Raw genomic sequence first — 21,667 nt, 5'->3', positions numbered from 1 at the left:
GATTTCCTTGTTGTTTCAGACGGCCTCTTGTTATCGAGGCCGTCTGAAAACCTGATTACCACTGATAGCCTACACCTGCGGTTGCACCGTAGTGACCGCGCGAATTGCCGGTGGCCGTACCTTTGATTACCCAGTTGCCGTTGTCGGAGATGCTGGAGAAGCCTACGGCATAACCGCTCTCGCCTCTGTAAGTGCTGCCTGAAACAGCCATCATGCTCTTGCCGGGCAGGTAGGCTTGGGGCAGACCGGCCACTGCCATGGCGGCAGCCGTACCGGCATTCGATTGCGCTTCAACGTCTTCAATGCGTTGGTTGAGGTAGTTGCCTACGTTCACCACTTGATTGCCGACTTGGTTGATGGCTTCGTTGGTGTGATACAGCTGGCTGCCGTTAATCGCATCGGTAGATGCGGGCGATACCACGCCTGCCGCCACATTCTGAATCTGGCGGGTTTGGCCTTCTTTACCTACACTGACTACGCCGACAACATCATTCACGCCGGACACATTGGCATCATTTGCACCTGCGTAGGTGTAATGCCCGCCCGCTGCCGTCGTATGTACCGCTTTGGCCGCAGCTTCATTACCCAATACCACGGAATTATTGATGGTTTCGGTTACGCTGTTACCCAATACGAATGTATTGCTGCTGTTGACGGTATTGTTGTTACCTACGGAATAAGTGTTGTCTCCGTTGATAACCGACGGGTCGCCGATTGCGCCGGCATTCTTGCCGTTTACGATATTGCCGGTACCGATGGCAATGGTATTTTCATTGTTGGCCTGCGATCCCGTACCGATGGCCACGGCATTTTTACCGGATGCCTGAGTGCGTTGCTGCTTGGCTTTACCGTCGCTACCTTGAACCTTGTTCCCGTCCTTGTCCACAACGGTATATGTGTTACCGAGTGCAACGGCACCTTGGCCGCTGGCCGATGTTTGGTAACCGATGGCAGTTGCATAAGCACCTGAAGCGCTGGAGTCTTCTTGGTTGCTGCCTTGTGCTACCGGTTTCACTTCGCCGTCGTTGGTATGGAAGAACTTGATACCCTGTTCGTTCATCTTGCCGATGGCTTGAATCACGTCGTTGGTTACATAAGTATTCTGGCCTTCCACATTGTATGTGGTGAGGGTGTATTGCTTACCGCCTTTATCGGTCGATACCGCCACTTTCTGGTTGGTTTCGACCGTGGTGGTTTTCGTGCCGTCGGGGTTGGTTACTATGGTGGTTACGGTGCCGGCAGGTGTTGTATTTCCTTCGTTGTTCGTGTTGGCAGGCGCATCCTTCATATTGATGGAGGTGTTGTTGCCGCCCAATACCTGATAAGCCTGATACAGCTGGCTGCCGTTGACCGCTTCTTTGCTGGTGGCGGAAATTTCGCCGTCGGCTACGTTGGTCAGTTTTTTGCCTGCGGCATCCAAACCGCCTACGGTCAGGCTCGGGCCGTTGGCAATGCTGATGCCGTTGCCGTCAACCGTGGTATTGCCGCCTACGGCTACGCTGTCCACCTTCAGATCTTTGGCGGTGGAAACTTTGTAGGTCGTGCTGCCGTCGGGATTGGCGGCGTTCTCTACCACAATATTGTCGCCTTGCACCACGGCCACTTTGCTGACGGTAACTGCGCGGTTAACCGCTTTAATCGCATCGTTCAGATTGTTTGCACCCGTGCCGCCGATATTGGTCATGCTGATGCCGCCGTCGTTGGTAACGCTCGCATCGCCGCCGAACAGATTGGCTACGGATGCCACAGTATGGTGCAGCTGGCTGCCGTTTACGGCATCGGTGCTGTCGGCGGTAATGCTGCCTTTGCCGACATTGGCCACTTTTTTACCGTTGGCATTGATGCCTTGGGCAGTCAGGTAAGTATTGCCGCCGACGTTTACGCCTTTGCTGTCGAGTACGACTTGGTTGTCGCCTTTGCCTGAGGTAACGCTGTTGAAGTTCACATCGTCTGCGGTGGTCAGCGTGTAGGTGGTGCTGCCGTCGTCGTTGGCTTCTTCTTTCACGGTCAAATTGCCTTGTGCGGCCACTTTATTGCTGGAAGCGGCTTTTACTGCGTCGAGCTGGGCTTTGTTGACGGCATCGGTAGCTTCTTCGCCTGCTTTCACGCCGGTGATCCGCTTGCCACCGGCATCAATGCCTGCGTAAGTAATGTTTACCTCGCCTGCTTTGAGGCCGTCTGAAGTCAGGGCTACGTTGCCGCCCACAGACACGCCGGCATTGTTCACAACGGTTTTGCCTGTTGTTACGCTGCCGTTTTCGCCCAAGTTCACTTGTTCGGCCAATTGGATCAACAAGCTGTTGTCTTCGGTGCTGCCGGTTACGCCGATATTGTTTTCGGTCAGCGTGCCGTTTGCGCCGCCCTTCACTTTCAATTCGGTATCCAAATTGCGGACAACTTTAACCTCTTGATTGTCGCCTGCAAAAGTCAACGGCTTGTTGATTTCGGCATTGAGCAGATTCAAAGCGTCACCCACAGTGTTAACGGTCTCGCGGCCGCCGTTGTTGCGTGTAATGGTGTACACAGGGTCTTTGATGCTGCCGTCGGCACTCACTTCCGCGCCGCCGCCCAAGGCTTTCACGGCGTTTTTCAGCTGGCCGATGTTCGCCGCATCGTTGTCTTTCTTACCGTCTGCGATGTTGCCGACGACAGTCGGAACAGCAGTTTGCGGATCAAGCGGGTTCAAAGACGAAATCGTGATGTCTTTTTCAGTATATTCCGAACCGTCTGCCACTTTGATAAAGCGTTCTTTACCTTTTTCATCCACTTGGCGTGCCAATACTTCGCCTTTTGAATTGACATAAGAGAAGGGTGAGTTGGCCTGCACCAAAGATTGGTGGGTAATGGTTTGGTTATCCAATGCGCGTTGCAATTGGGAAACGTTCACGGCATCACCTGCTTCTTCTCCATCTTTCACATTGGTGATTTTCTGGCCGCCCGCATCCAAACCTTGAGCCGTCAGCTTGCCTTTGAATACGGGGGCATCGGCCAACATGATTTGAATATTGCCGGTGCTGTCGGCCACGGTGCGGATATTGGTATCGGAAGCCGCTGCGGTATTCTCCAACCCGCCTTTGATCGTGGTGCGTTCGCCCAAGCGGCGGTTGAAATTGCCGCTGTTGCCGGCAAAATCCAGACCGCGGTTCAGGGCGGCGGTGTTGTCGGCAACCTTTTTATCCACGGCGAAGAGCTGGTCGCCCGTTACTGCTTCTTGGCTGCCTTCGGCCACAGAGCCGTTCGCCAAGCCGGTAATCACATTGCCGCCGTTATTCAAGCCGGCAGAAGTGAGGCTGACTTTTTTGCCGCTGGCCGGGTTGCTGACTTGGAGGCCGTCTGAAGTCAGCGCCACATTGTCGGCAACGGCCACGCCGTTATCGTCCACTTTGGTTGCGCCGGTTTGTACGGCTTCTACTTTCAGGGTTTTGGCCAAATCGAAGCTTACGCGGTCTTCTGCATCTGCTTTGGCAACGACGATATTGCCGTCGGTGTTGCGCAGGTCAACGGTTTCGCCGGGCTGCACGTTGCTGCTGTTTTTGCCTTGGGCAGTGAGGTTCCAACCGGTGTTGGCAGTGTTTTTCACAGCTGCGATGGCGTCGCTGATGGTGCTTTCGCCCGTACCGCCGATATCGCCGTTGGCATAGCTGCCGGTGGCCGGGTTGTAAACGGTATTACCGCCGACCAGAGCTTCCACGCCTTTACCTTGGGCATGCAGTTGGCCGCCGTTGACAGCTTCTTTGCTGCCTTCAGCCACATTGCCGGATTCGATACCGGTGATCTTGCCGCCGTCGTTCACGGTTACTTTGCCGAATTTCGGGCTTTCCGCCAGCTCGATGGTCATCGTGCCGTTTTCTACTTTGGTGCGGATGTTGCGATCGGCTGCTTGGGCGTCGTCGGCCAACGAGCCTTTAATCGCCAGCGTTTCATCCAGCTTGCGCTCAACCGTGCCGGTGTTGCCCGCAAAGCGGATAGGCTTGCGGATTTCGGTGCCGATATGGTCAATTGCGCCTTGGATGGTGTTGACTGCGGGATAAGTGCTGCCGTCGGTGCGCGGTACGGTAAAGGCCGGTGCGCCGAAGTTGCCGCTTGCCGCGTCGAAAGCCATGCCCAAAGCCGAAGCCAGCGGTGTCAGCTGCGATACGTTGACGGCATCGTTGCTGTTTTTACCTGCGGCGATATTGGTGATGGCGTTTCCGCCGTTGTTGAGGCCGTCTGAATTCAGCACAACAGGGGCTTTGCCGTTTTTCGCATTGCCGATGGTGAGGCCGTCTGAAGTTAACGCAGCGGTTTCGCCGACTTTCACACCGGTATTGTTCACCACGGTGTCTCCGGTGGTCACGCTGTTTGCGGTCACTTCATCGGCCAAGTCGAAGGTAACTTTGTCGCTGTCGGCCGCTTTGCTGATGACGATGTTTTTATCGGCGCTTACCAAATCAACGGTTTCTCCGGCACCTACGTTGCTGCTGTTGTTGCCTTCGGCCGTCAGGTTCCAACCCGCACCGGCGGTATTGCGTACCGATTCGATGGCTTCGTGGATGTTGCTCTTGCCTGTGCCGCCGATGTCGGTATTGGCATAAGTACCGTCTGCGGGGTTGTAAACGGTCGAGCCGCCCAACACTTTCTCAATGCCTTTGCCTTGGGCATGCAGCTGGCCGCCGTTAACGGCGTCTTTGCTGCCGGCTGCCACTTCGCCGGCCGCAACGTTGCGGATAACGGTATCGGCGGCATCCAAGCCGTTTTTGGTTACGCTCGGGCCGTTTTGAATGGTGAGGCCGTCTGAAGACAACACGCTGTCGCCTGCGGTAACGCTTTGGATAGTCAGGTTTTCAGCCAGATTGAAGGTTACGTCATGGCTGTCGGCTGTTTTGCTGATCACGATGTTTTTATCGGTGTTTTTCAAATCAACCGATTGCTCAGGCGCAACCTTGCTCAGGCCGATGCCGTTGGCAGTCAAGCCCCAGCCGGCGTTCATTCTGGTTTCCACCGCATCGAGCTGTGATTTGTTCACCGCATCGGTTGCCGCTTCGCCATTGGCCACGCCGGTAATGCGGGCATTGCGGGCATCGAAACCGTTGGCCGTCACTTTGCCTGCGAAGGTCGGCGCATCGGCAAACTGGATTTCGACTTTGCCGTCGGTTACAACGGTGCGGACATTGGCGGCAGACGAAGTGCCTTCAACCAAACCGCCTTCGATTGCCAGTTTGGAACCCAGCGTTTGATCCGAGCCGCCATTCACGACTTTGCTTGATCCGTTGTTGGTATTGCCGCTGATGGTAATCGGGTCTTTCAACACATCGTTCAGATGGCCTAATGCCTCGCTGACGGTATTAACGGTGCCTGCGGTTGTGCCGTTGGCACGGGTGATGGTGTAAACGGGTTTGACCGTCTCGCCTTGCTCATTGAGGCCGCCGCCCAAAGCAGTCAACACGTCTTTCAACTGCGCCGTATTAACGGCGTCGGTGTCTTGAATACCTTTCGCTACATTGGTTACGCGGGTGGCGACGGTGGTTTGCAGGTTGGTCGGACTTAATGCGCTCACAACGATATCGTTGCCGTCATAGCGGGTTGTGCCGTCTTCGGCCTTCACGAAATAAGGTTGGCCTTTTGTGTCTACCTTACGGATCAGCTTGTCGCCGGCCGCATTGATATAGGCGAAAGGCGAATCGGCTTCTACCAAAGACTGGTTTTCAACGGTGATGTCTTTCATGGCTTGTTTCAGCTGATCGACGTTAACCGCATCGGTTCCCAGCGTACCTTGCGCCACGCCGGTAATCTGCTGGCCGCCCGCATCCAAACCTTGTGCTTTAACCTTGCCTTTAAACACCGGATTGTCGGCCAATTTGATCGTAATCGCGCCGTTGCCGTCGTTTTCAGTTACCAGATTGTCGGCCGATGCCGCGCCTGCATAATTGCCCGCTTTGATGCTGAGGGTAGAACCCAACTTGCGAGTGCTGTCTGCACCTGTGTCGGCGGCGAAAGTCAGGGGTTTTTCAATTTCTTGATTGAGGCTGTTGAGTGCGTCCTGAACCGTATGTACGGCAGGTTTGGCCGCACCTTCTGTGGTTCTCAGGGTGTAGCTCGGCTGGGTATAGCTGTCGGTAGCCGCATCATAAGTGCCGCCCAAAGCCGCCATATTGCCTTTGGCGATGTTGTCGCTGTCTTTCAATTGCGACATATTCACCGCATCATCATCGGCTTGGCCCGCTGCCACTTTGGTAATCTTCTTACCTGCGGCATCTATTCCGGCTTTGGTTACACTCGGGCCGCCTTCGATGGTGAGGCCGTCTGAATTCAATCGGCTGCTGCCGGTTCTCAAAGAAGTCAGGGAAACATCCGGATTCAACTCAACTTGAAGACCGTTTGTATTGGCAGTGGTTGTGATGTTGGCATCGCCGCTAATGGTGAAGCTCTCGTCCAATTTCTTCACAGATGAAGAGCCGCCTTTGCCGTCGGCCAGTTTCAAACCCTTGCTGTCCACAGCATCTTTGGCCGCCGCGCCTTTGCGGATGTCTTCTTTGGCGGTGTCGGTCAGATCAACGGTGTACAGAGTAATGTCGTCGGTACCTTTATTGCCGGCAACAACAGACACGCTGCCCGCACCCTCTACCGTGGTTTTTTCGGCATGAACGGTATAAGTGGTGTGGTTGCCTTGAACGCTGTTGGTTACACGGGTGTTGTTGCCTTGAACAACAGAAGAAGTTTTCTCTGCATCGTTAATGGCTTTGGCCACATCGGCTGCCGTCGCGAATACGTCGCCGGTTTGCACTGCGCTAACCGTGCCGTCGGCAACCGTGAAGCCGGTTTTGTTTACGGAGAATTTAACGGTAGATAAATTTTCAGCCGTGGTTTCCACAACCGCAGTCGTGCCTTCGCCGTTAGCAAAGTCCACCACATCGTTGTGCTTAACCAGATCTTTTTGTTGGGCATTGTTGCGCAGATTCCAGCCACCGTCGGCAACTTTGTCCAACTGGCGTTTGGTTACCGCATCACTGTCATTTTGGCCGTCGGCAATATTGCGGATGACATTGCCGCCGTTGTCGAGGCCGTCTGAAGACAGGCGCACGACATTGCTGCCGGCAGGCGCAGAAGCAGCCGGAGTAATGGTAATGCCGTCATCCGTTACTTTGGTTTTGCCGGTTGTGATGCTGCCGTCGATGCCCAAATCCAATGTTTTGGCAAGCTTGATAGAAATCGTACCGTTATCGGCGGTTGTGCTGATGTTGGTATCGGCACCTTTCACGGCAACGGTCTCCCCCAATTCGCGCTTGAACGCAGTACCTTTATTGCCCTCGAAATTCAAGCCTTTTGCAATCTCAGCGGCATTGCTCTCAATAGCTGTCGTATTCTGCTCAATTTTCTTTTCGTTTTCAGCAGCCTTAGTAGCAGCTTCTTCGGATTTGGCTTTATTGGCAGAAATCTGAAGAGTATTGGTTTGAATCGAGGCTGCGTTTTGGGTAATTTTCTCCGCATTTTCGATAGACTTGGCTTTATTGGCTTCAATCTGATTTTTCACTTCATCTGCCAACTTAAAGGTTACGCTGCCATTCGCGGCTTCGGTAACGATTTCACCATCTTTGCCGTTGAACTGAATGCGTTCGCTTAATGCGCTAGTGCCTTGAGTACCATTATTACCACCATATTGGAAGTTCAAATTGGTACCGTCAGTTTTTGCCAATACAGACGTATCTACCGATAAATCATATACATTGGCACCGCCTTCTTCAGTTTTCACAATCTTAACGGTGTTGTTTGCAGATTTAACTTGAGTGCGGCCGCCATCAACATACGCCTTGTTTGCAGCATGGTCATCAGCAGTAGGGGTAGCAACACCTGCAATCACTTTATTACCTGAATTGATACCGGCATTGTCGATACGGACACCATCAACAGCAACGCTGTTGAACACTACATCATCTTTGGTAGCTACGCTTACTTTGCCACCTGTTTGTGTCAACTTGATGTTTTTACCCGCATCAAGGGTAAGCTTTTGACCATTTTGCAATTTTTCAGGTGTTACAGTAGCAGCCTCACCTTCTGAAGCTGACGTCTCCACTTGAATACCTGCGGCCTTCAATTGGGCAACGTTCACAGCATCGGTATCTTGGGTACCGGCTGCCACGCCGGTGATTTGGCGGGTAATCGGGCTGGCGACACCTTCTTGGGTTACATGATTGACATTACCCACAGCTACCGCAGCGGTTGTAGCCGTCCATGTACTGTTGTTTTTATCTGCGGCTGCTGCCAGCGGATCCGCACCCACCGCACCGTGGCGTACATTCGCCACACTGCCCGAACCTAGAGCCACCCCGTTTGCAAGCTCCGCACGGGCTTCACGGCCGACAGCCACCGAGCTACCCGCATTCTCACCGGTAAAGGCAGATGCACCCAAAGCCACAGATTGATAACCGTTTGCATTGGTTTTATAACCTACCGCTACGGCCTGTGCTTTTGTAGTTTGCGCCGTAGAACCGAGCGCAACAGAACTTGCACCTGTTGTCGATGCTCTGTAGCCGATGGCGGTGGTATCTTTTTGGTTGGCAACTGCTTCAAAACCGATGGCAATCGCGCTGGAGCTGTCAACGCTTGCTTCTGTTTTGGCTCGCGTACCAATCACAATCGCAGCCGAAGAATTGGTGTTTGCCGCATCGCCGATGGCAATATTGGCCGTCTTCGCACCTATCGCCTGCGCGCCATCACCAATGGCGATACCTTTTGTGGAATCCGTTTGAGCGTTTTGGCCGACTGCTACACCGCTGCCTCCGACTACAGTTACATTGGCACTCTTACCCACAGCAACCGCATTGGTTCCCTGAGCCTGTGCACCATGACCCAAAGCCAAAGACGACACGCCGGTTGCACGGGTGCCGACCGAGCCTACCGCCACGGCAAAATTCGCCGTAGCCTGAGTATTGTTCGTGGTATTTTGTGCCGAACCAATGGCAATGGAAGAAGTACCGTCGGCTTTGGCAGAATAACCCTGCGCTATAGAATAATTGCCTCTGGCTTCCGCGCTGGCACCAACAGCGGTTGAAATCATACCGAGTGCTTTTGAACGGGCACCGACACCAACCGACGAACTTTTATAGGCCACCGCTCTGTCGCCGATGGCAACGGTATTGCTTGCTTCCACTTTGTCTTTGGCGGTAATACCGTCGATATTCGACAAAGCTGTAGGCGCATTGGCATAAGTACCGATCACTACATTGAAATTGCCTTTCGATAAGGCTGCCGCATCCGTACCGAGCGCGGTATTGTTGTTGGGGGCGTCCGCTTCTCTTAATGCACCGTCGCCGATAGCGATGTTGCGGCCTTCCTGTGCCACATTCCGAGTGTCCTTACCCGCACGGCGGCCGATGGAAATATCCCAGTCGGCATTGGCTTTGGCTTCTTGCCCAATAGCGATGGCTTGATTATCTAAGGCTTCTGCACGGTCGCCCAAGGCAACGGAAGATCCTCCGTTGGATTTACTTTGATTACCGATGGCTACGGTAGAGTCCGAAAGTGTCTGTGCGTTTGTGCCGATAGCAACAGTGTGGAGGGTGCGTACCGCTCCGACGATGCGGTTGCTCGCCTGCTTGCCGATAGCGATATTGCCTTCGCCGAGTGTGTTTTGACCTGCCTGATAGCCCATTGCTACGTTGAATGTGCCGTTTACGCCTTTACCTGCATCCCAACCGACGGCTACATGGCCTTCATTACTGATTGCGTTGCGACCTGCTTCCGTACCGACAAATACGGTGTTGTTGCCTACTGCGCCTGTTACGGCAGCTTCATTGTTGCCCGCATTCGTACCGATGGAAACACCTCCTGCACCGCGTGCAGAGGCTTTATTGCCCACAGCCACACCGTTGTCTTGACGAGTGTTGCTGTTATTGCCCACGGCTACGGCACTACCGCCCGCCGCGCTGCTGGTAACACCCACAGCCACAGCTGCCGTGCCTGTGGCTGCCGCACCTTTACCTACGGCAACCGTGCCGGCGGAAGTGGTGGCGCGTGCGCCCGTACCTACGGCAATCGCGTCTTCAGCGGTTGCGCTTGCATCTACGCCCGCCGCAATGGCTTTGGCGGCAGTTGCACCGTCATTGTTGTAGTTGCCTTTGCTTTGCGGGTCGGTAACGCCGTTGGTGCTTACGCTGTAGAAGTGGATTTGTTCTCCCTGCAAAGTGGTTACGTTTCTGTCTACATCGGTCAGTTTTTTCGCCACGGCGTATAGCTGGCTGCCGTTGATGCCGTCGGTACTGGTTTCAGAGACCACACCCGGCGCCACATTACGGAGCTGGCGTTCAAATCCGGTCGTACCGAACGATACTTGGTCACCCTGGCGCAAATTGCTGCCGCCGTTGAAGTTGAAGGTTACGCCGTTGATTTCAACGCTGCGGGGTGCGGTGGCATCGCCTGCGGTGGTAGAGCCAGCACCGATGGCCACGGCATTTTCTTTATCGGCATGGGAACCCACGCCCAGAGAAAGGGAAACATCGCCTTGCGCATGAGCACGTGCTCCGAAAGCAGTTGCTAACTTACCTGCTCGTGCAGAAACACCCACAGCCGTTCCTCCGTCTCCCGTTTGTGTTTTCGGATATTTGTTTGATTGGTCAACCAAAGGATTTCCAGTGAGTTGTTGGTACTTAGTTTTCAAGTCTTGGGGCATAACGGTCAAGTCATCACCGCCTATGGCCACGGAAGATGCACCGTCAGCAGCCGCATTTGCACCCAATGCCACCGCCTGCCTGCCGTTTGCCGTAGTCAGCATGCCGATGGCGACACTTTCATCAATATTGGCTCTTGCATTTTTACCACAGGTAATACTATGACTGTAGCCACCGGGCTGCCCGTCGGGGTTCGCAGTGGGGCTTTCCCACTTACAATTCAACGTACCGGAAGCAGCATAAACCTGAGAAATGCCGGCAAACGCCAACACCAGCACCAACGTCCTCAAACCCGTATTCCATACCGATGCGGGCGCAACCGCTCTCTCAACCTTACTACCGGCCGGTTTACCCTTGGCCTTCTCGATTTCAGAAACGGCAACCCACGCCCCCAATGCGTCATTCCAAATACTGCGATAGTTTTTATTCATCATTTTTCCTTTAGGTTATGCTGCCCTACCGGCTTGCGATTGCAGCGCTGACATTTTTCCCATGAATCAAACTGACATTTCCTGTCACTTATCATCAAAATATGACTATTCAATCTATACCTAAATTTATAGTGCTATAGATTATAAAAATTCTGTTTATTATATAAAACAGCTTTTTATCTGAATATCATTGGTAAAAAATAATATTTGTTAACACTAGTTAATTTAAACATACAGTAATCATGCAATTTCCATGCCAATTAAAACATTTAGTATAATTATTTAAAAAACTATTTTAAACAAAGAGAACGTGCTTTGTCGAAATGAAATCAATCAGAGAAACAATCACATAATCTGTTTCGACAAACACGCAACTTTTGTTCAAACCCGTGCATAGCCCAACCCAAAGCCCCCGCATTCAATAAAGGCCGTCTGAAAACGCTTTTTCAGACGGCCTGCTGATATGGGATAATCGGTTTGTTTTCTGTTAGCGAGGCTGGCGCTGTTTTCAGACGGCCTCTTCTATCTCTTTAGAACCATTTTCAAGGATCACTCATGATTGATGTCCGCCACGCTTTAAACCTTTATCTGGTTGCCGGCACTCAAGACTGCAATCATCTTAACGATACGCCCGAACGCAATTTGCTGGGCGTACTCGAGCAGGCTTTGCAGCACGGCATTACTTGCTATCAGTTGCGTGAAAAAGGCAACGGATCGCTGCAAGACGGGCAGCGTATCTTTCGGCTGGCAGAAGAATGCCGCGATTTGTGCCGGCGGTATGAAGTGCCGTTTTTTATCGACGACGATATTCAGACGGCCTTGGCAGTCGGGGCAGACGGTGTTCATTTGGGGCAGTCCGATATGCCCGTAGCCGAAGCTGCTGCGCTGTGCGAAGGCAGGCTGTTAATCGGTTTGTCGCACAATACCTTGGCGGAAATCGAAGCCGGCCGCCACAATGCTGCTTTAGACTATTGCGCCATCGGCCCTATTTTTCCGACACAATCGAAAGAGAAACCCAACCCTACCGTGGGCATCGAGCGTATCCGCCAAATCCGTGTTCAGGGCTTCGACCGGCCTTTGGTAGCCATCGGCGGCATCACTGCCGGTACGGCTGCGGAAGTGCGTGCGGCGGGGGCGGACGGCATTGCGGTTATCTCCGCCATCACGCGGGCGGGCAATGTGGGGCAGGCAGTTAAAGATTTGCTGGCTTAACTTAATATCTATCTATTTTTTCAGACGGCCTCTCGTCTCTTAAACCCGACCCGATACTATATAATGCCGTCTGAAAAACTTTTTTGGCTACATCATGCACATTGATTTGAATCAGGCTGTTTTGGCCATTGATACCAGCACATCGTTTTTATCGCTGGCTTTGCACGCAAACGGCCGCACCCTTACCCGCCATATGGAAGCAGGCAACAAACAATCCGAGCTGATTTTGCCGCTCATCGGCGAGCTGTTTGAAGAAGCGGGCATCACGGCGGCCGATTTGGCGGCCATCGTTTATGCGCAAGGCCCGGGGGCGTTTACCGGCCTGCGCATCGGTGCCGGCGTAGCCCAAGGCTTGGCGGCTCCCTTCGATACGCCGCTTATCGGCATACCCTGTTTGGATGCCGTGGCTTTCCAAATCAGCGCGCCTTGCGTACTGGCCGCCACAGACGCCCGCATGGGTGAAGTGTTTTATGCGTGGTTCGACACCGCAAATGCCTGCCGCTTGAGCGATTATCAGGTAGGCAAAGCGGCTGAAATTACCGTTCCTGAAAACGCCGCCGCTCCGCAAGGCATCGGCAATGCGTTTGCGCTGGAAGACAAGCCGCCCTTCAACGGCTCGCCCGACATGCCGACAGCCGAAACTTATCTGAACTTGGCCGCAAGCGGGCGCTATCCCGCCACCGATGCAGCACGCGCCGAACTGCTATATGTGCGCGACAAAATCGCCTTAACCGCCAAAGAGCAGGCCGAACGCAAAGGCGGCAAAGTATGATCCGCGATGCCGTTGCCGAAGATTGCGGCGCACTGGCCGGGCTAGACAGGCAATGCAACCCCGCGCCATGGTCGGCACAACAATTTCAGACGGCCTTAAACAGCCGTTTCGATACGGTAAAGATATTGGAACACCAAGCCGCCACCGCAGGTTTTGCCGTTTGGCAGACAATATGCGGCGAATCCGAGCTGCACCTGATCGGCGTAGATCCCGCCGCGCGCCGCAACGGGCTGGCTTCGCAATTGATGAATGCTTGGTTTCAGACGGCCTCGTCCGAACCGGTAGAACGATGGTTTTTAGAAGTGCGCGCGTCCAACCATGCCGCCCGCGCTTTGTATGAAAAATACGGCTTTCGTGAATACGGCCGCCGCAAAGATTACTACCCGCTGCCAAACGGCGGGCGTGAAGACGCTGTTTTGATGGAGAAAAAATGTTAAGCAGCCGTTATCTGCATTTGCACGAAGCATTAGGCTTGGGGCCTATGTGGCTGAAACAGAGCGCCAAAGTGCTGCCTGCTCAGGCCGCCACTGCTGCGCCCTCTTCGCCTGCGCCAGCTACTGCCGAAACCGCTGCGCCTGCCGCCAAGCCCGTTGCAACGCGCGCTTCTGCCGATGCCCGCTTAAGCGCAATGGCCTCCGTCAACACAGCCCGTTCCGTTTCAGACGGCATCGAAGCTTCTGCCCAAAGGCCGTCTGAAAAAAGCCTGTCGACGCCTGCCGACGCCGAACCGTCAACACAGCCCGCCCACACTGTCGCCCCCGTTATCACCGCCGACATCCAACCCGCGCGCGTGATGGTGGTCAGCATCTGCCCCGCCCTCGAAGACAGCGCGGCCGGGCAGTTGTTTAGCGGCGATGCAGGCATTCTGCTCGACAATATGCTCGCCGCCATCAACCTCAAACCCACCGACGCCCACAAAACCGCCTGGGTAAAAACCGCTGCCGTTTTCACGCCCACGCCCTCCGCCGAACAGATAGCCGACGCCCTGCCGCAACTCCAAGCCGAGCTTGCCGCCGCGCAAGCCCAAGCAGTGCTGTTTTTGGGGCAGATTTTCGAGCAGCCCCACCATGCCGGCATCATCCGCGAATTATGCGGAAACCTCCCGCATTTCATCATCCCGCATCCCGCCCGCCTGCTGCGCCAACCGCAGCTCAAAAGAAACGCGTGGACGGAGCTGAAAAAACTCAAGCAAATCTTGTCCGGCTAACGCCATCCACCGCATTCACACCAAAACACCTGAACCATCAGGCGTTTTTCATATCCCATAGGTTTGCGCTTGCTTATTAAATAGTTGAGGCCGAGACCTTTGCAAAACCCGCATCTGCGGCGCATTTCTGCGTTGTGCGCTGCTAGCTCGTTTACCTATCTATATGATATGTCTGCACTCGCTGCGCTGCTGCGCCTTGAACTGCATCCACATCTGCGGGTTTTGCAAAGGTCTCAGGCCGTCTGAAAAACAAAATCCCGCAGCACAAATTAGACAAGCCAACATCATGCCCGGCCATCGTGTCTAACACATTGTTTCGCTATATAATCCCTTATGTTGTTTGAAAAAACACCCTAAACACCCGGATTCAGGAGCCACCATGCACAGCCAGCCGCCTTCCACCCTGTTTTCCTTAAACCGCCTGATTGTTGTCGGCGCCAGCGAACGCCGCCACAGCTTGGGCGAGCGTTTGCTGACCTCGCTGCTGCGCACGCCTTTCAATGGCCAAATCACGCCCGTTAACCTGCGCCACAAAACTGTCGGCGGCTTAAAAGCCTACACCAACATCGGGCGCATACCCGAATCCGCCGATGCCGTTTTGGCGACCACCCCGCCCGAAAGCTACGAAGCCATACTCAAAGCCTGTCGCAAACAAAACATTCCCTACGCAGTGTTGATACAGGATTGGGAGAATCAACCCGAAGACGCGCCCGACAAAACCAAAGCCGTCGTATCAAAAGCCCGCAAGATGAACGTACAGGCCATTGTGTGCCACCCCGGCGGCATCCATATTCCCGCGCTCGGGTTAAACGCCGGCATCGGCCGCGACGCCCCCGCAGGCAATATCGGCTTAATCAGCGGCCACCCCACCGAAAGCGCCGAAGCCATATCCCTCGTCAAACAAGCAGGCTTGGGCATTTCCTGCCATATCGGCCTGCATTTCCCGCTCAGCCCCACCTCGTCCGCCGACGTCATGGCGCTGCTGAGCAACGACCCCAACACCCACATCATCGTCAGCGCCTACAACCGCCACGAACACCCGCGCACCCTGTTCAGCATCATCCGCCGTACAGCCCGCCGCAAGCCTGTGATTCTGTGGGTTTCATCGTATGCCGACCAAGAAGAGCAAGCTATCCTCAAAGCCCTTGCCCTGCGCACCGGCGCCATAGTCGCCTTTTCCAGCGAAGAAGTGGCCGCGGCCTTGCACACCCTATCCGCCCGCAAAAAAACCGCCCGCAAGCTGCACTTGATTTCCGGCGAACCCTGCGGACGCCTGCAAAGAGAAGCCGAAACACTCGGCATCCGCCTGCAACTGCCCGCTGAAAGCCACAGGCCGTCTGAAAATCCATACGGCTATATCGGTTCAAACCCCACACCCACGCATTACCGTTCACTCGTCGAAAGCCTCCTCCACCATCACCAAACCGAGGCACTCCTCGCTGTCGTTGCGGGCACAGACCCTTATGCCGAAGACACTACGCGCATTTTGATCCATCTGCAAAAACAGTCCGACAAACCACTTTATATCGTCAGCCCCTTTTCAGACGGCCTCCTCCGCTTCGCCCACGCCTCGCAAGCATTGGAAGCCTTCCGTTTTCAAGCCGACCGTGCCGACTTCGCAGCAAAACTGCTCCAAACCGCCAAGCCGCTGCCCGCATACGTCAAAACACCCGACGCACAAGCCGCCGCACGAATAACCGACCAGCCCCAACAGCTCGCCGAAGCCCTGTTTTTGCCCGAATACGGCAGCGCCGAAGCCCCCGTACTCGCCACGCTCTCATTCAGACGGCATCCCCATTACGGCGCCGTCCTCTATACCGAAACACACGGCCAAACCCACGCCTACCTCCCGCCATTCAGCACCTTAGATGCCGAACGGCTCATCCAACAAGCCGACCTCAAACGCCACCAAAAAACCGTGCACCAACTTTTACACAGCCTGAACACCGTTTCAGACGGCCTGCCGCACATCCGCGAGATAACCGTAACCATCAGCGCCAACAACGCCGGCACAGAAATCACGCTCGGAGAAACCGAGCAACCCGCAGCCAATGTCCAAGCCCCCTACCCCGCCAAACCCGCGCATATCTTTACCTTAAGAAACGGCCAAACCGCACACATCAGAGTGCTTCGTCCAGAAGACGCCGAAGCCAAGCAAGAATTTGTGCGCCAACTATCCGATCACAGCCGTTACACACGCTACATGGCCCACCTCAAAGAGCTTACCCCCATCATGCTTGCCCAAGCCTGCAACCTCGATTACCACTACGAAGCCGCCGTCGTCGCCGAAGCAGAAGACGGCACTTGGCTGGGCGTATCCCGCTTCAGCAGCACCGGCATCCCCGAACGGTGCGAATTCGGCATCAGCATCGCCGAAACCGCGCAAGGACAAGGGCTGGCCGTACACTTGATGGAACAAATCCTGCAACTCGCCAAACAGCAAGGCTATCAAGAAATGAGCGCCGAAATCCTCAACACCAACCCCGCCATGCAGAAACTCGCAGAAAAACTCGGCTTCAGCGCACACCCCTCGCCCCATGACAACCGGCTGACCGAAGTCATATACAACCTGAATCCCGAAGAAGATACGCCCGTAAACAACATCAAGCGCAATTTAAAACAACAAATACTTGCACTAAGATCGTAATTTATTCTAAAATTAGCGGTTTTCTATACATCCGATTTTTATCAAAGGAATCACTCATGGTAGTTATCCGTTTAGCCCGCAGCGGCTCAAAACACCGCCCGTTCTACAACGTAGTAGTAACCGACTCACGCAACCGCCGCGACGGCCGTTTCATTGAGCGCGTAGGCTTCTACAACCCCGTTGCCAACGAAAAACAAGAACGCGTACGCCTGAACGCCGACCGCCTGAACCACTGGATCAGCCAAGGCGCACAAGTAAGCGATGCCGTTGCCAAACTGGTTAAAGAGCAAAAAGCTGCTGCTTAATCCAAGACACATACTGCCATGACCGACACTCATCAAAGGGTAGCCATGGGCTACATCAAAGGCGTATTCGGCATCAAAGGCTGGCTCAAAATCGCCGCCGACACCGAATACACCGACAGCCTGCTGGACTACCCCGAGTGGCAGCTTGTCAAAGACGGTCAATCCCTGAACGTAAGCCTTGAAGCCGGCAAAGTCGTCAACGGCGAACTTCAGGTAAAATTTGCAGGAATCAACGATCGCGACCAAGCATTTGCTTTACGCGGTTACACCATCGAAATCCCCCGTTCGGAATTCGCTCCCGCAGAGGAAGGCGAATACTACTGGGCCGATTTAGTGGGCATGACTGTTACCAACACAGAAAACATGACGTTGGGTACAGTAAAAAACCTGATGGAAACCGGCGCACACGACGTGTTGGTAGTAGATGGAGAATACGGACAAAAGCTGATCCCCTTCGTCTCCCAATTTATCGTCAACGTCGATACCGAAAAAAGAATCATCACTGCCGATTGGGGTCAAGACTACTGATGCTGATTCAAGCCATTACCCTCTTTCCGGAAATGTTTGACAGCATTACCCGATACGGCGTAACCGGGCGGGCATTGAAACAAAACCTGTGGCAGTTTAGCGCCATCAATCCCCGACGTTTCGCCGACAACAAACTCGGCTATATCGACGACCGCCCCTTCGGAGGCGGTCCCGGCATGATTATGATGGCACCGCCTTTGCAGGCCGCCATCGAAGAAGCCAAACAAAACCAACATTCCGGCAGCGGCAGAGTAATCTATCTCAGCCCCCAAGGAACACCGCTGACTCATTCAAAAGTTACAGAGTTAGCCACGCTGGACAACCTCATTCTGCTATGCGGCCGTTACGAAGGCATAGACGAACGACTATTACAAACCAGCGTAGATGAAGAAATCAGCATCGGAGATTTTGTCGTTTCCGGAGGCGAATTACCCGCCATGATGTTGATGGATGCCGTATTAAGATTGATACCCGGTGTACTGGGCGATGCACAGTCCGCACAACAAGATTCGTTTTCAGACAGCCTCTTGGATTGCCCCCACTACACCAAACCCATAGAATTTCAGGGCATGGCAGTTCCCGAAGTATTACGCACGGGAAACCACGGCCTGATAGCGGAATGGCGGTTAAAAGAATCGCTGCGCCGCACCTTAGAGCGCCGCCCCGACTTACTGGCCAAGCGCAGTTTAATCCCAAAGGAGTCCCGCCTCTTGGAAGCAATCAAACAAGAGCAACAGGATATCCAATCATAATTTAGGAAATAAACAAATGAACCTGATTCAACAATTAGAGCAAGAAGAAATTGCTCGTTTGAACAAAAACATCCCGGAATTCGCACCCGGTGACACCGTTGTCGTATCCGTACGCGTAGTAGAAGGCAACCGCAGCCGTCTGCAAGCTTACGAAGGCGTTGTTATCGCACGCCGTAACCGCGGTTTGAACAGCAACTTCATCGTACGCAAAATTTCAAGCGGCGAAGGCGTTGAGCGTACTTTCCAACTGTACTCTCCCAATGTAGAAAAAATCGAAGTTAAACGCCGTGGTGACGTACGTCGTGCCAAACTGTACTACCTGCGCGGCCTCACCGGTAAAGCTGCACGCATTAAAGAAAAATTACCTGCCCGCAAAGGTTAATTTTTCACGAATCCAAAACCCGCTATTTACAGCGGGTTTTTTTACATACTAAAGATCCTTCTACAATTAATTACCTAAAACTACTTCAGATTTTTCACTAAAATATTCAGCAAATTTCTCATAAATACCTTCTTTCAGCAAACCGCACAAGCCATGATTGCCAAACACATCGACCGCTTCCCCCTGTTGAAGCTGGAGCAGGTGATTGATTGGCAACCGATCGAGCATTACCTCAACCATCAAAGAACCCGTTACCTTCGAAACCACCGCGGCCGTCCCGCCTATCCCCTGCTGTCCATGTTCAAAGCCGTTCTACTCGGCCAATGGCACAGCCTTTCCGATCCCGAACTCGAACACAGCCTCATTACCCGCATCGATTTCCATCTGTTTTGCCGTTTTGACGAACTGAGCATCCCCGATCACAGCACCTTATGCCGTTACCGCAACTGGCTGGCGCAAGACAACACCTTGGCCGAATTACTGGATCTGATTAACCGCCAACTGACTGACAAGGGTTTAAAAGTAGAGAAAGCATCCGCCGCCATCGTTGACGCTACCATTATTCAGACGGCCGGCGGCAAACAGCGTCAGGCCATAGAAGTGGATGACGAAGGGCGGGTCAACAGCCAAACCACACCGAGTAAAGACAGCGATGCCCGTTGGGTAAAGAAAGACGGCCGCTTCCATCTGGGTTACAAACAACATACCCGTACCGATGCGGAAGGCTATATTGAGAAACTGCACATCACTGCCGCCAATGCCCATGAGTGCAAACACCTGCTGCCTTTGTTGGAAGGCCTAGCCAAAGGCACGACTGTCTATGCCGATAAAGGCTACGACAGTATGGAAAACCGGCAACATCTGGAAGAACATCAGTTGCGGGACGGCATCATGTGCAAATCCCACCGCAACCGGCCGCTGACGGAAGCGCAAACCAAACGTAACCGACATTTATCAAAAACCCGTTATGTGGTCGAACAAAGCTTTGGTACGCTGCACCGTAAATTCTGCCATGCCCGGGCAACTTATTTTGGCCTGAGCAAAGTGAGTGCGCAAAGCCATCTGAAGGCGATGTGTTTGAACCTGCTGAAAGCAGCCAACAGGCTACGTGCGCTTGTTGCCATCTGAAAGGCAGCTCAGATACCCGATTATCGGGTATTTGAGGAGAATAAAGAGAGCATTGAAATAGAAAAACAGCCGAAACCCTGTGTTTTGGCCCCAGCTGTTGGGTAAAGGCCAATTTTTACAAAAGTCCCGAGCTTCACCGCGTCCACCGTCTTTCCGCCGCCTCTAAAATCTACGCCCGCGACTCTATGACCTCCCAAGCGTCGCTGCTGGGCACGCTGGAAACCCGCGGTTTCAGCTACCACGACGAGACAGCCATCCGCCGCCGTTTGCAGCAGGTAAATGCCGCCGAGGTGCAGGCCGCCGCCAAACTGCTCACGCCCGAACGCTCCAGCGTGGTGGTGGTGCGCCCCGAAGCGGCAGCTGCTAAGTAGGTAATCAAGGATAAACGCAACCATAACGCGTTGAGGTATCTGCAAAGTGCGGTCATTCCTTCTGCCGTTACCGTTTTCCTTTCCCGCCGGTAGGAGATTGAATATTGGTAACGTCAGCAAGGATGAAATAAAGCCTCCTTCCCTTACAGCCACTATTGAACTACTTTGCCGGTTATGGATGGCATCAGCCACAGCGTTCCGGGTTTCAGACGGCCTCCCGCTTTCCCGTCTTCGCTTCAAGCGCCTTCCCCAGCACTGTCGTCCTTCTGCCGTTACTTTTTATAACGCATTAGAACCGACACCCGCTTTCTTTTCCCGCCCCAAACGAAGCGGCCGGACACTCCCGCATCCGGCCGCTCTCTATACTATGCCCACTGCCAACCAAACAACACCAATCTGCCAATTCAGTCGATAGCAAACCTAGGCTCTATCAGCGCTTCTCTTTAGCCTTCTCCTTCAGCGCCGGCACCGCCGCTTTGGCCGGCTTCTTACCGCCACCAACCGTCGCCTCATCGCGCAACTTCGCTAAAATACCCTCGCCGATACCCTTCACATTCTTCAAATCGTCAACACTCTTAAACTGACCGTTGTGCTGACGGTACTCCACAATCGCCGCCGCCTTCGACGGACCGATACCCGGCAACGCCTTCAATTCCTCCGCCGTCGCCGTATTGATATTCACCGCCGCCAGCGATACCGCCGACCACAACAGAGCCAGCGCACCCGCTAAATATTTCTTCATCTTCTAAATCCTTCTTGATGGTTTTCCGTAATGTGTCATACCTGAGGCCTCTACCAACAGGCAATATACCTCACACTGCCCGCACAGGCAGTCCGAACCATCATAAACAGATTCCCAACACCCTTCAAATACTTTTAACTCTGGTTACTATATACATAGAGAACATTGTCGCTCCCCAACAACACGCTGTCTTTCCATTACCACTCCGCCCCCCTTTGATCCGCCATATACCGGCCTTCTCGGCTTCTGTGCCTATTGCGCACAAGCCTGCCGGCAAACTAACCTTATGAGCCGTCATCCGAACCCAATAAATTTTCCTGTCCACGACCGCAATACTAAAACCCCCGATACACAAGTATCGGGGGTTCGGAATAAGTGTCTGGCAGTGACCTACTTTCACATGGGTATCCACACTATCATCGGCGCTGAGTCGTTTCACGGTCCTGTTCGGGATGGGAAGGCGTGGGACCAACTCGCTATGGCCGCCAGACGTAAACTGTACAAATCGGTAAGCCGTTATGGAAGCTCGCTTCCACTTATTTATTCT

Annotated in this window: 14 protein-coding genes and 1 rRNA gene; 12 read left to right on the top strand and 3 right to left on the bottom strand. The window is 53.7% G+C overall.

Going from position 1 to position 21,667, the window contains the following annotated elements:
- Positions 1 to 55: 55 nt before the first annotated feature.
- Positions 56 to 11,074, bottom strand: coding sequence for a YadA-like family protein (locus tag LVJ85_RS02720; RefSeq protein ID WP_244741241.1), 11,019 nt, complete (start codon positions 11,072 to 11,074; stop codon positions 56 to 58).
- Positions 11,075 to 11,629: 555 nt separating this feature from the next.
- On the opposite strand from LVJ85_RS02720, the gene thiE reads away from it, so the two are divergent.
- The 12 genes from thiE (at position 11,630) to LVJ85_RS02660 (ending at position 20,378) form a co-directional block, all read left to right on the top strand.
- Complete coding sequence (gene thiE, locus LVJ85_RS02715) at positions 11,630 to 12,286, top strand: thiamine phosphate synthase (protein WP_244741239.1); 657 nt, start codon at positions 11,630 to 11,632, stop codon at positions 12,284 to 12,286.
- A 94-nt stretch (positions 12,287 to 12,380) separates the two neighbouring features.
- A complete protein-coding gene (tsaB, locus tag LVJ85_RS02710) occupies positions 12,381 to 13,058 on the top strand; it encodes a tRNA (adenosine(37)-N6)-threonylcarbamoyltransferase complex dimerization subunit type 1 TsaB (RefSeq protein WP_244741237.1) in 678 nt (225 codons plus the stop codon).
- Positions 13,055 to 13,495: a ribosomal protein S18-alanine N-acetyltransferase gene (gene rimI / locus LVJ85_RS02705; RefSeq protein ID WP_244741234.1), complete on the top strand. Its 441-nt coding sequence runs from the start codon at positions 13,055 to 13,057 to the stop codon at positions 13,493 to 13,495. Before tsaB ends, rimI begins: the two co-directional genes overlap by 4 nt.
- Complete coding sequence (locus LVJ85_RS02700) at positions 13,489 to 14,265, top strand: uracil-DNA glycosylase family protein (protein ID WP_244741231.1); 777 nt, start codon at positions 13,489 to 13,491, stop codon at positions 14,263 to 14,265. The genes rimI and LVJ85_RS02700 overlap by 7 nt, the downstream gene beginning before the upstream one ends.
- A gap of 99 nt (positions 14,266 to 14,364) precedes the next feature.
- On the top strand, positions 14,365 to 14,511 hold the full coding sequence (locus tag LVJ85_RS02695) for a lipoprotein signal peptidase (RefSeq protein WP_115133926.1): 147 nt from the start codon (positions 14,365 to 14,367) through the stop codon (positions 14,509 to 14,511).
- Positions 14,512 to 14,644: 133 nt separating this feature from the next.
- On the top strand, positions 14,645 to 16,912 hold the full coding sequence (locus tag LVJ85_RS02690; RefSeq protein ID WP_244741227.1) for a bifunctional acetate--CoA ligase family protein/GNAT family N-acetyltransferase: 2,268 nt from the start codon (positions 14,645 to 14,647) through the stop codon (positions 16,910 to 16,912).
- 56 nt (positions 16,913 to 16,968) lie between these two features.
- On the top strand, positions 16,969 to 17,217 hold the full coding sequence (rpsP, locus tag LVJ85_RS02685; RefSeq protein WP_085364364.1) for a 30S ribosomal protein S16: 249 nt from the start codon (positions 16,969 to 16,971) through the stop codon (positions 17,215 to 17,217).
- Between the two features lie 18 nt (positions 17,218 to 17,235).
- On the top strand, positions 17,236 to 17,745 hold the full coding sequence (gene rimM, locus LVJ85_RS02680; protein ID WP_244741225.1) for a ribosome maturation factor RimM: 510 nt from the start codon (positions 17,236 to 17,238) through the stop codon (positions 17,743 to 17,745).
- A complete protein-coding gene (gene trmD, locus LVJ85_RS02675) occupies positions 17,745 to 18,497 on the top strand; it encodes a tRNA (guanosine(37)-N1)-methyltransferase TrmD (RefSeq protein WP_244741223.1) in 753 nt (250 codons plus the stop codon). Before rimM ends, trmD begins: the two co-directional genes overlap by 1 nt.
- Positions 18,498 to 18,513: 16 nt before the next feature.
- Positions 18,514 to 18,879, top strand: coding sequence for a 50S ribosomal protein L19 (rplS, locus tag LVJ85_RS02670; RefSeq protein ID WP_244741221.1), 366 nt, complete (start codon positions 18,514 to 18,516; stop codon positions 18,877 to 18,879).
- A gap of 120 nt (positions 18,880 to 18,999) precedes the next feature.
- Positions 19,000 to 20,007 (top strand): IS5 family transposase, encoded by a 1,008-nt coding sequence (locus LVJ85_RS02665; protein ID WP_244742966.1) that lies wholly within the window; start codon positions 19,000 to 19,002, stop codon positions 20,005 to 20,007.
- A gap of 185 nt (positions 20,008 to 20,192) precedes the next feature.
- The gene (locus tag LVJ85_RS02660) at positions 20,193 to 20,378 is read left to right on the top strand and encodes a hypothetical protein (RefSeq protein ID WP_244741218.1); all 186 of its coding nucleotides are present in this window, start codon (positions 20,193 to 20,195) and stop codon (positions 20,376 to 20,378) included.
- Between the two features lie 430 nt (positions 20,379 to 20,808).
- On the opposite strand, the gene LVJ85_RS02655 is transcribed toward LVJ85_RS02660, so the two are convergent.
- Entirely contained in the window at positions 20,809 to 21,120 is a 312-nt protein-coding gene (locus LVJ85_RS02655) for a helix-hairpin-helix domain-containing protein (RefSeq protein ID WP_095197808.1), read from the bottom strand.
- A gap of 377 nt (positions 21,121 to 21,497) precedes the next feature.
- Positions 21,498 to 21,610, bottom strand: a 5S ribosomal RNA gene (gene rrf, locus LVJ85_RS02650).
- Between the last annotated feature and the right edge of the window lie 57 nt (positions 21,611 to 21,667).

Origin of the sequence: Neisseria sp. Dent CA1/247 (assembly GCF_022870825.1) — a bacterium.
Classification (GTDB): Bacteria; Pseudomonadota; Gammaproteobacteria; order Burkholderiales; family Neisseriaceae; genus Neisseria; species Neisseria zoodegmatis.
Note: the sequence above shows the minus strand (reverse complement) of the source record. Positions and strands in the feature narration are given on the sequence as shown.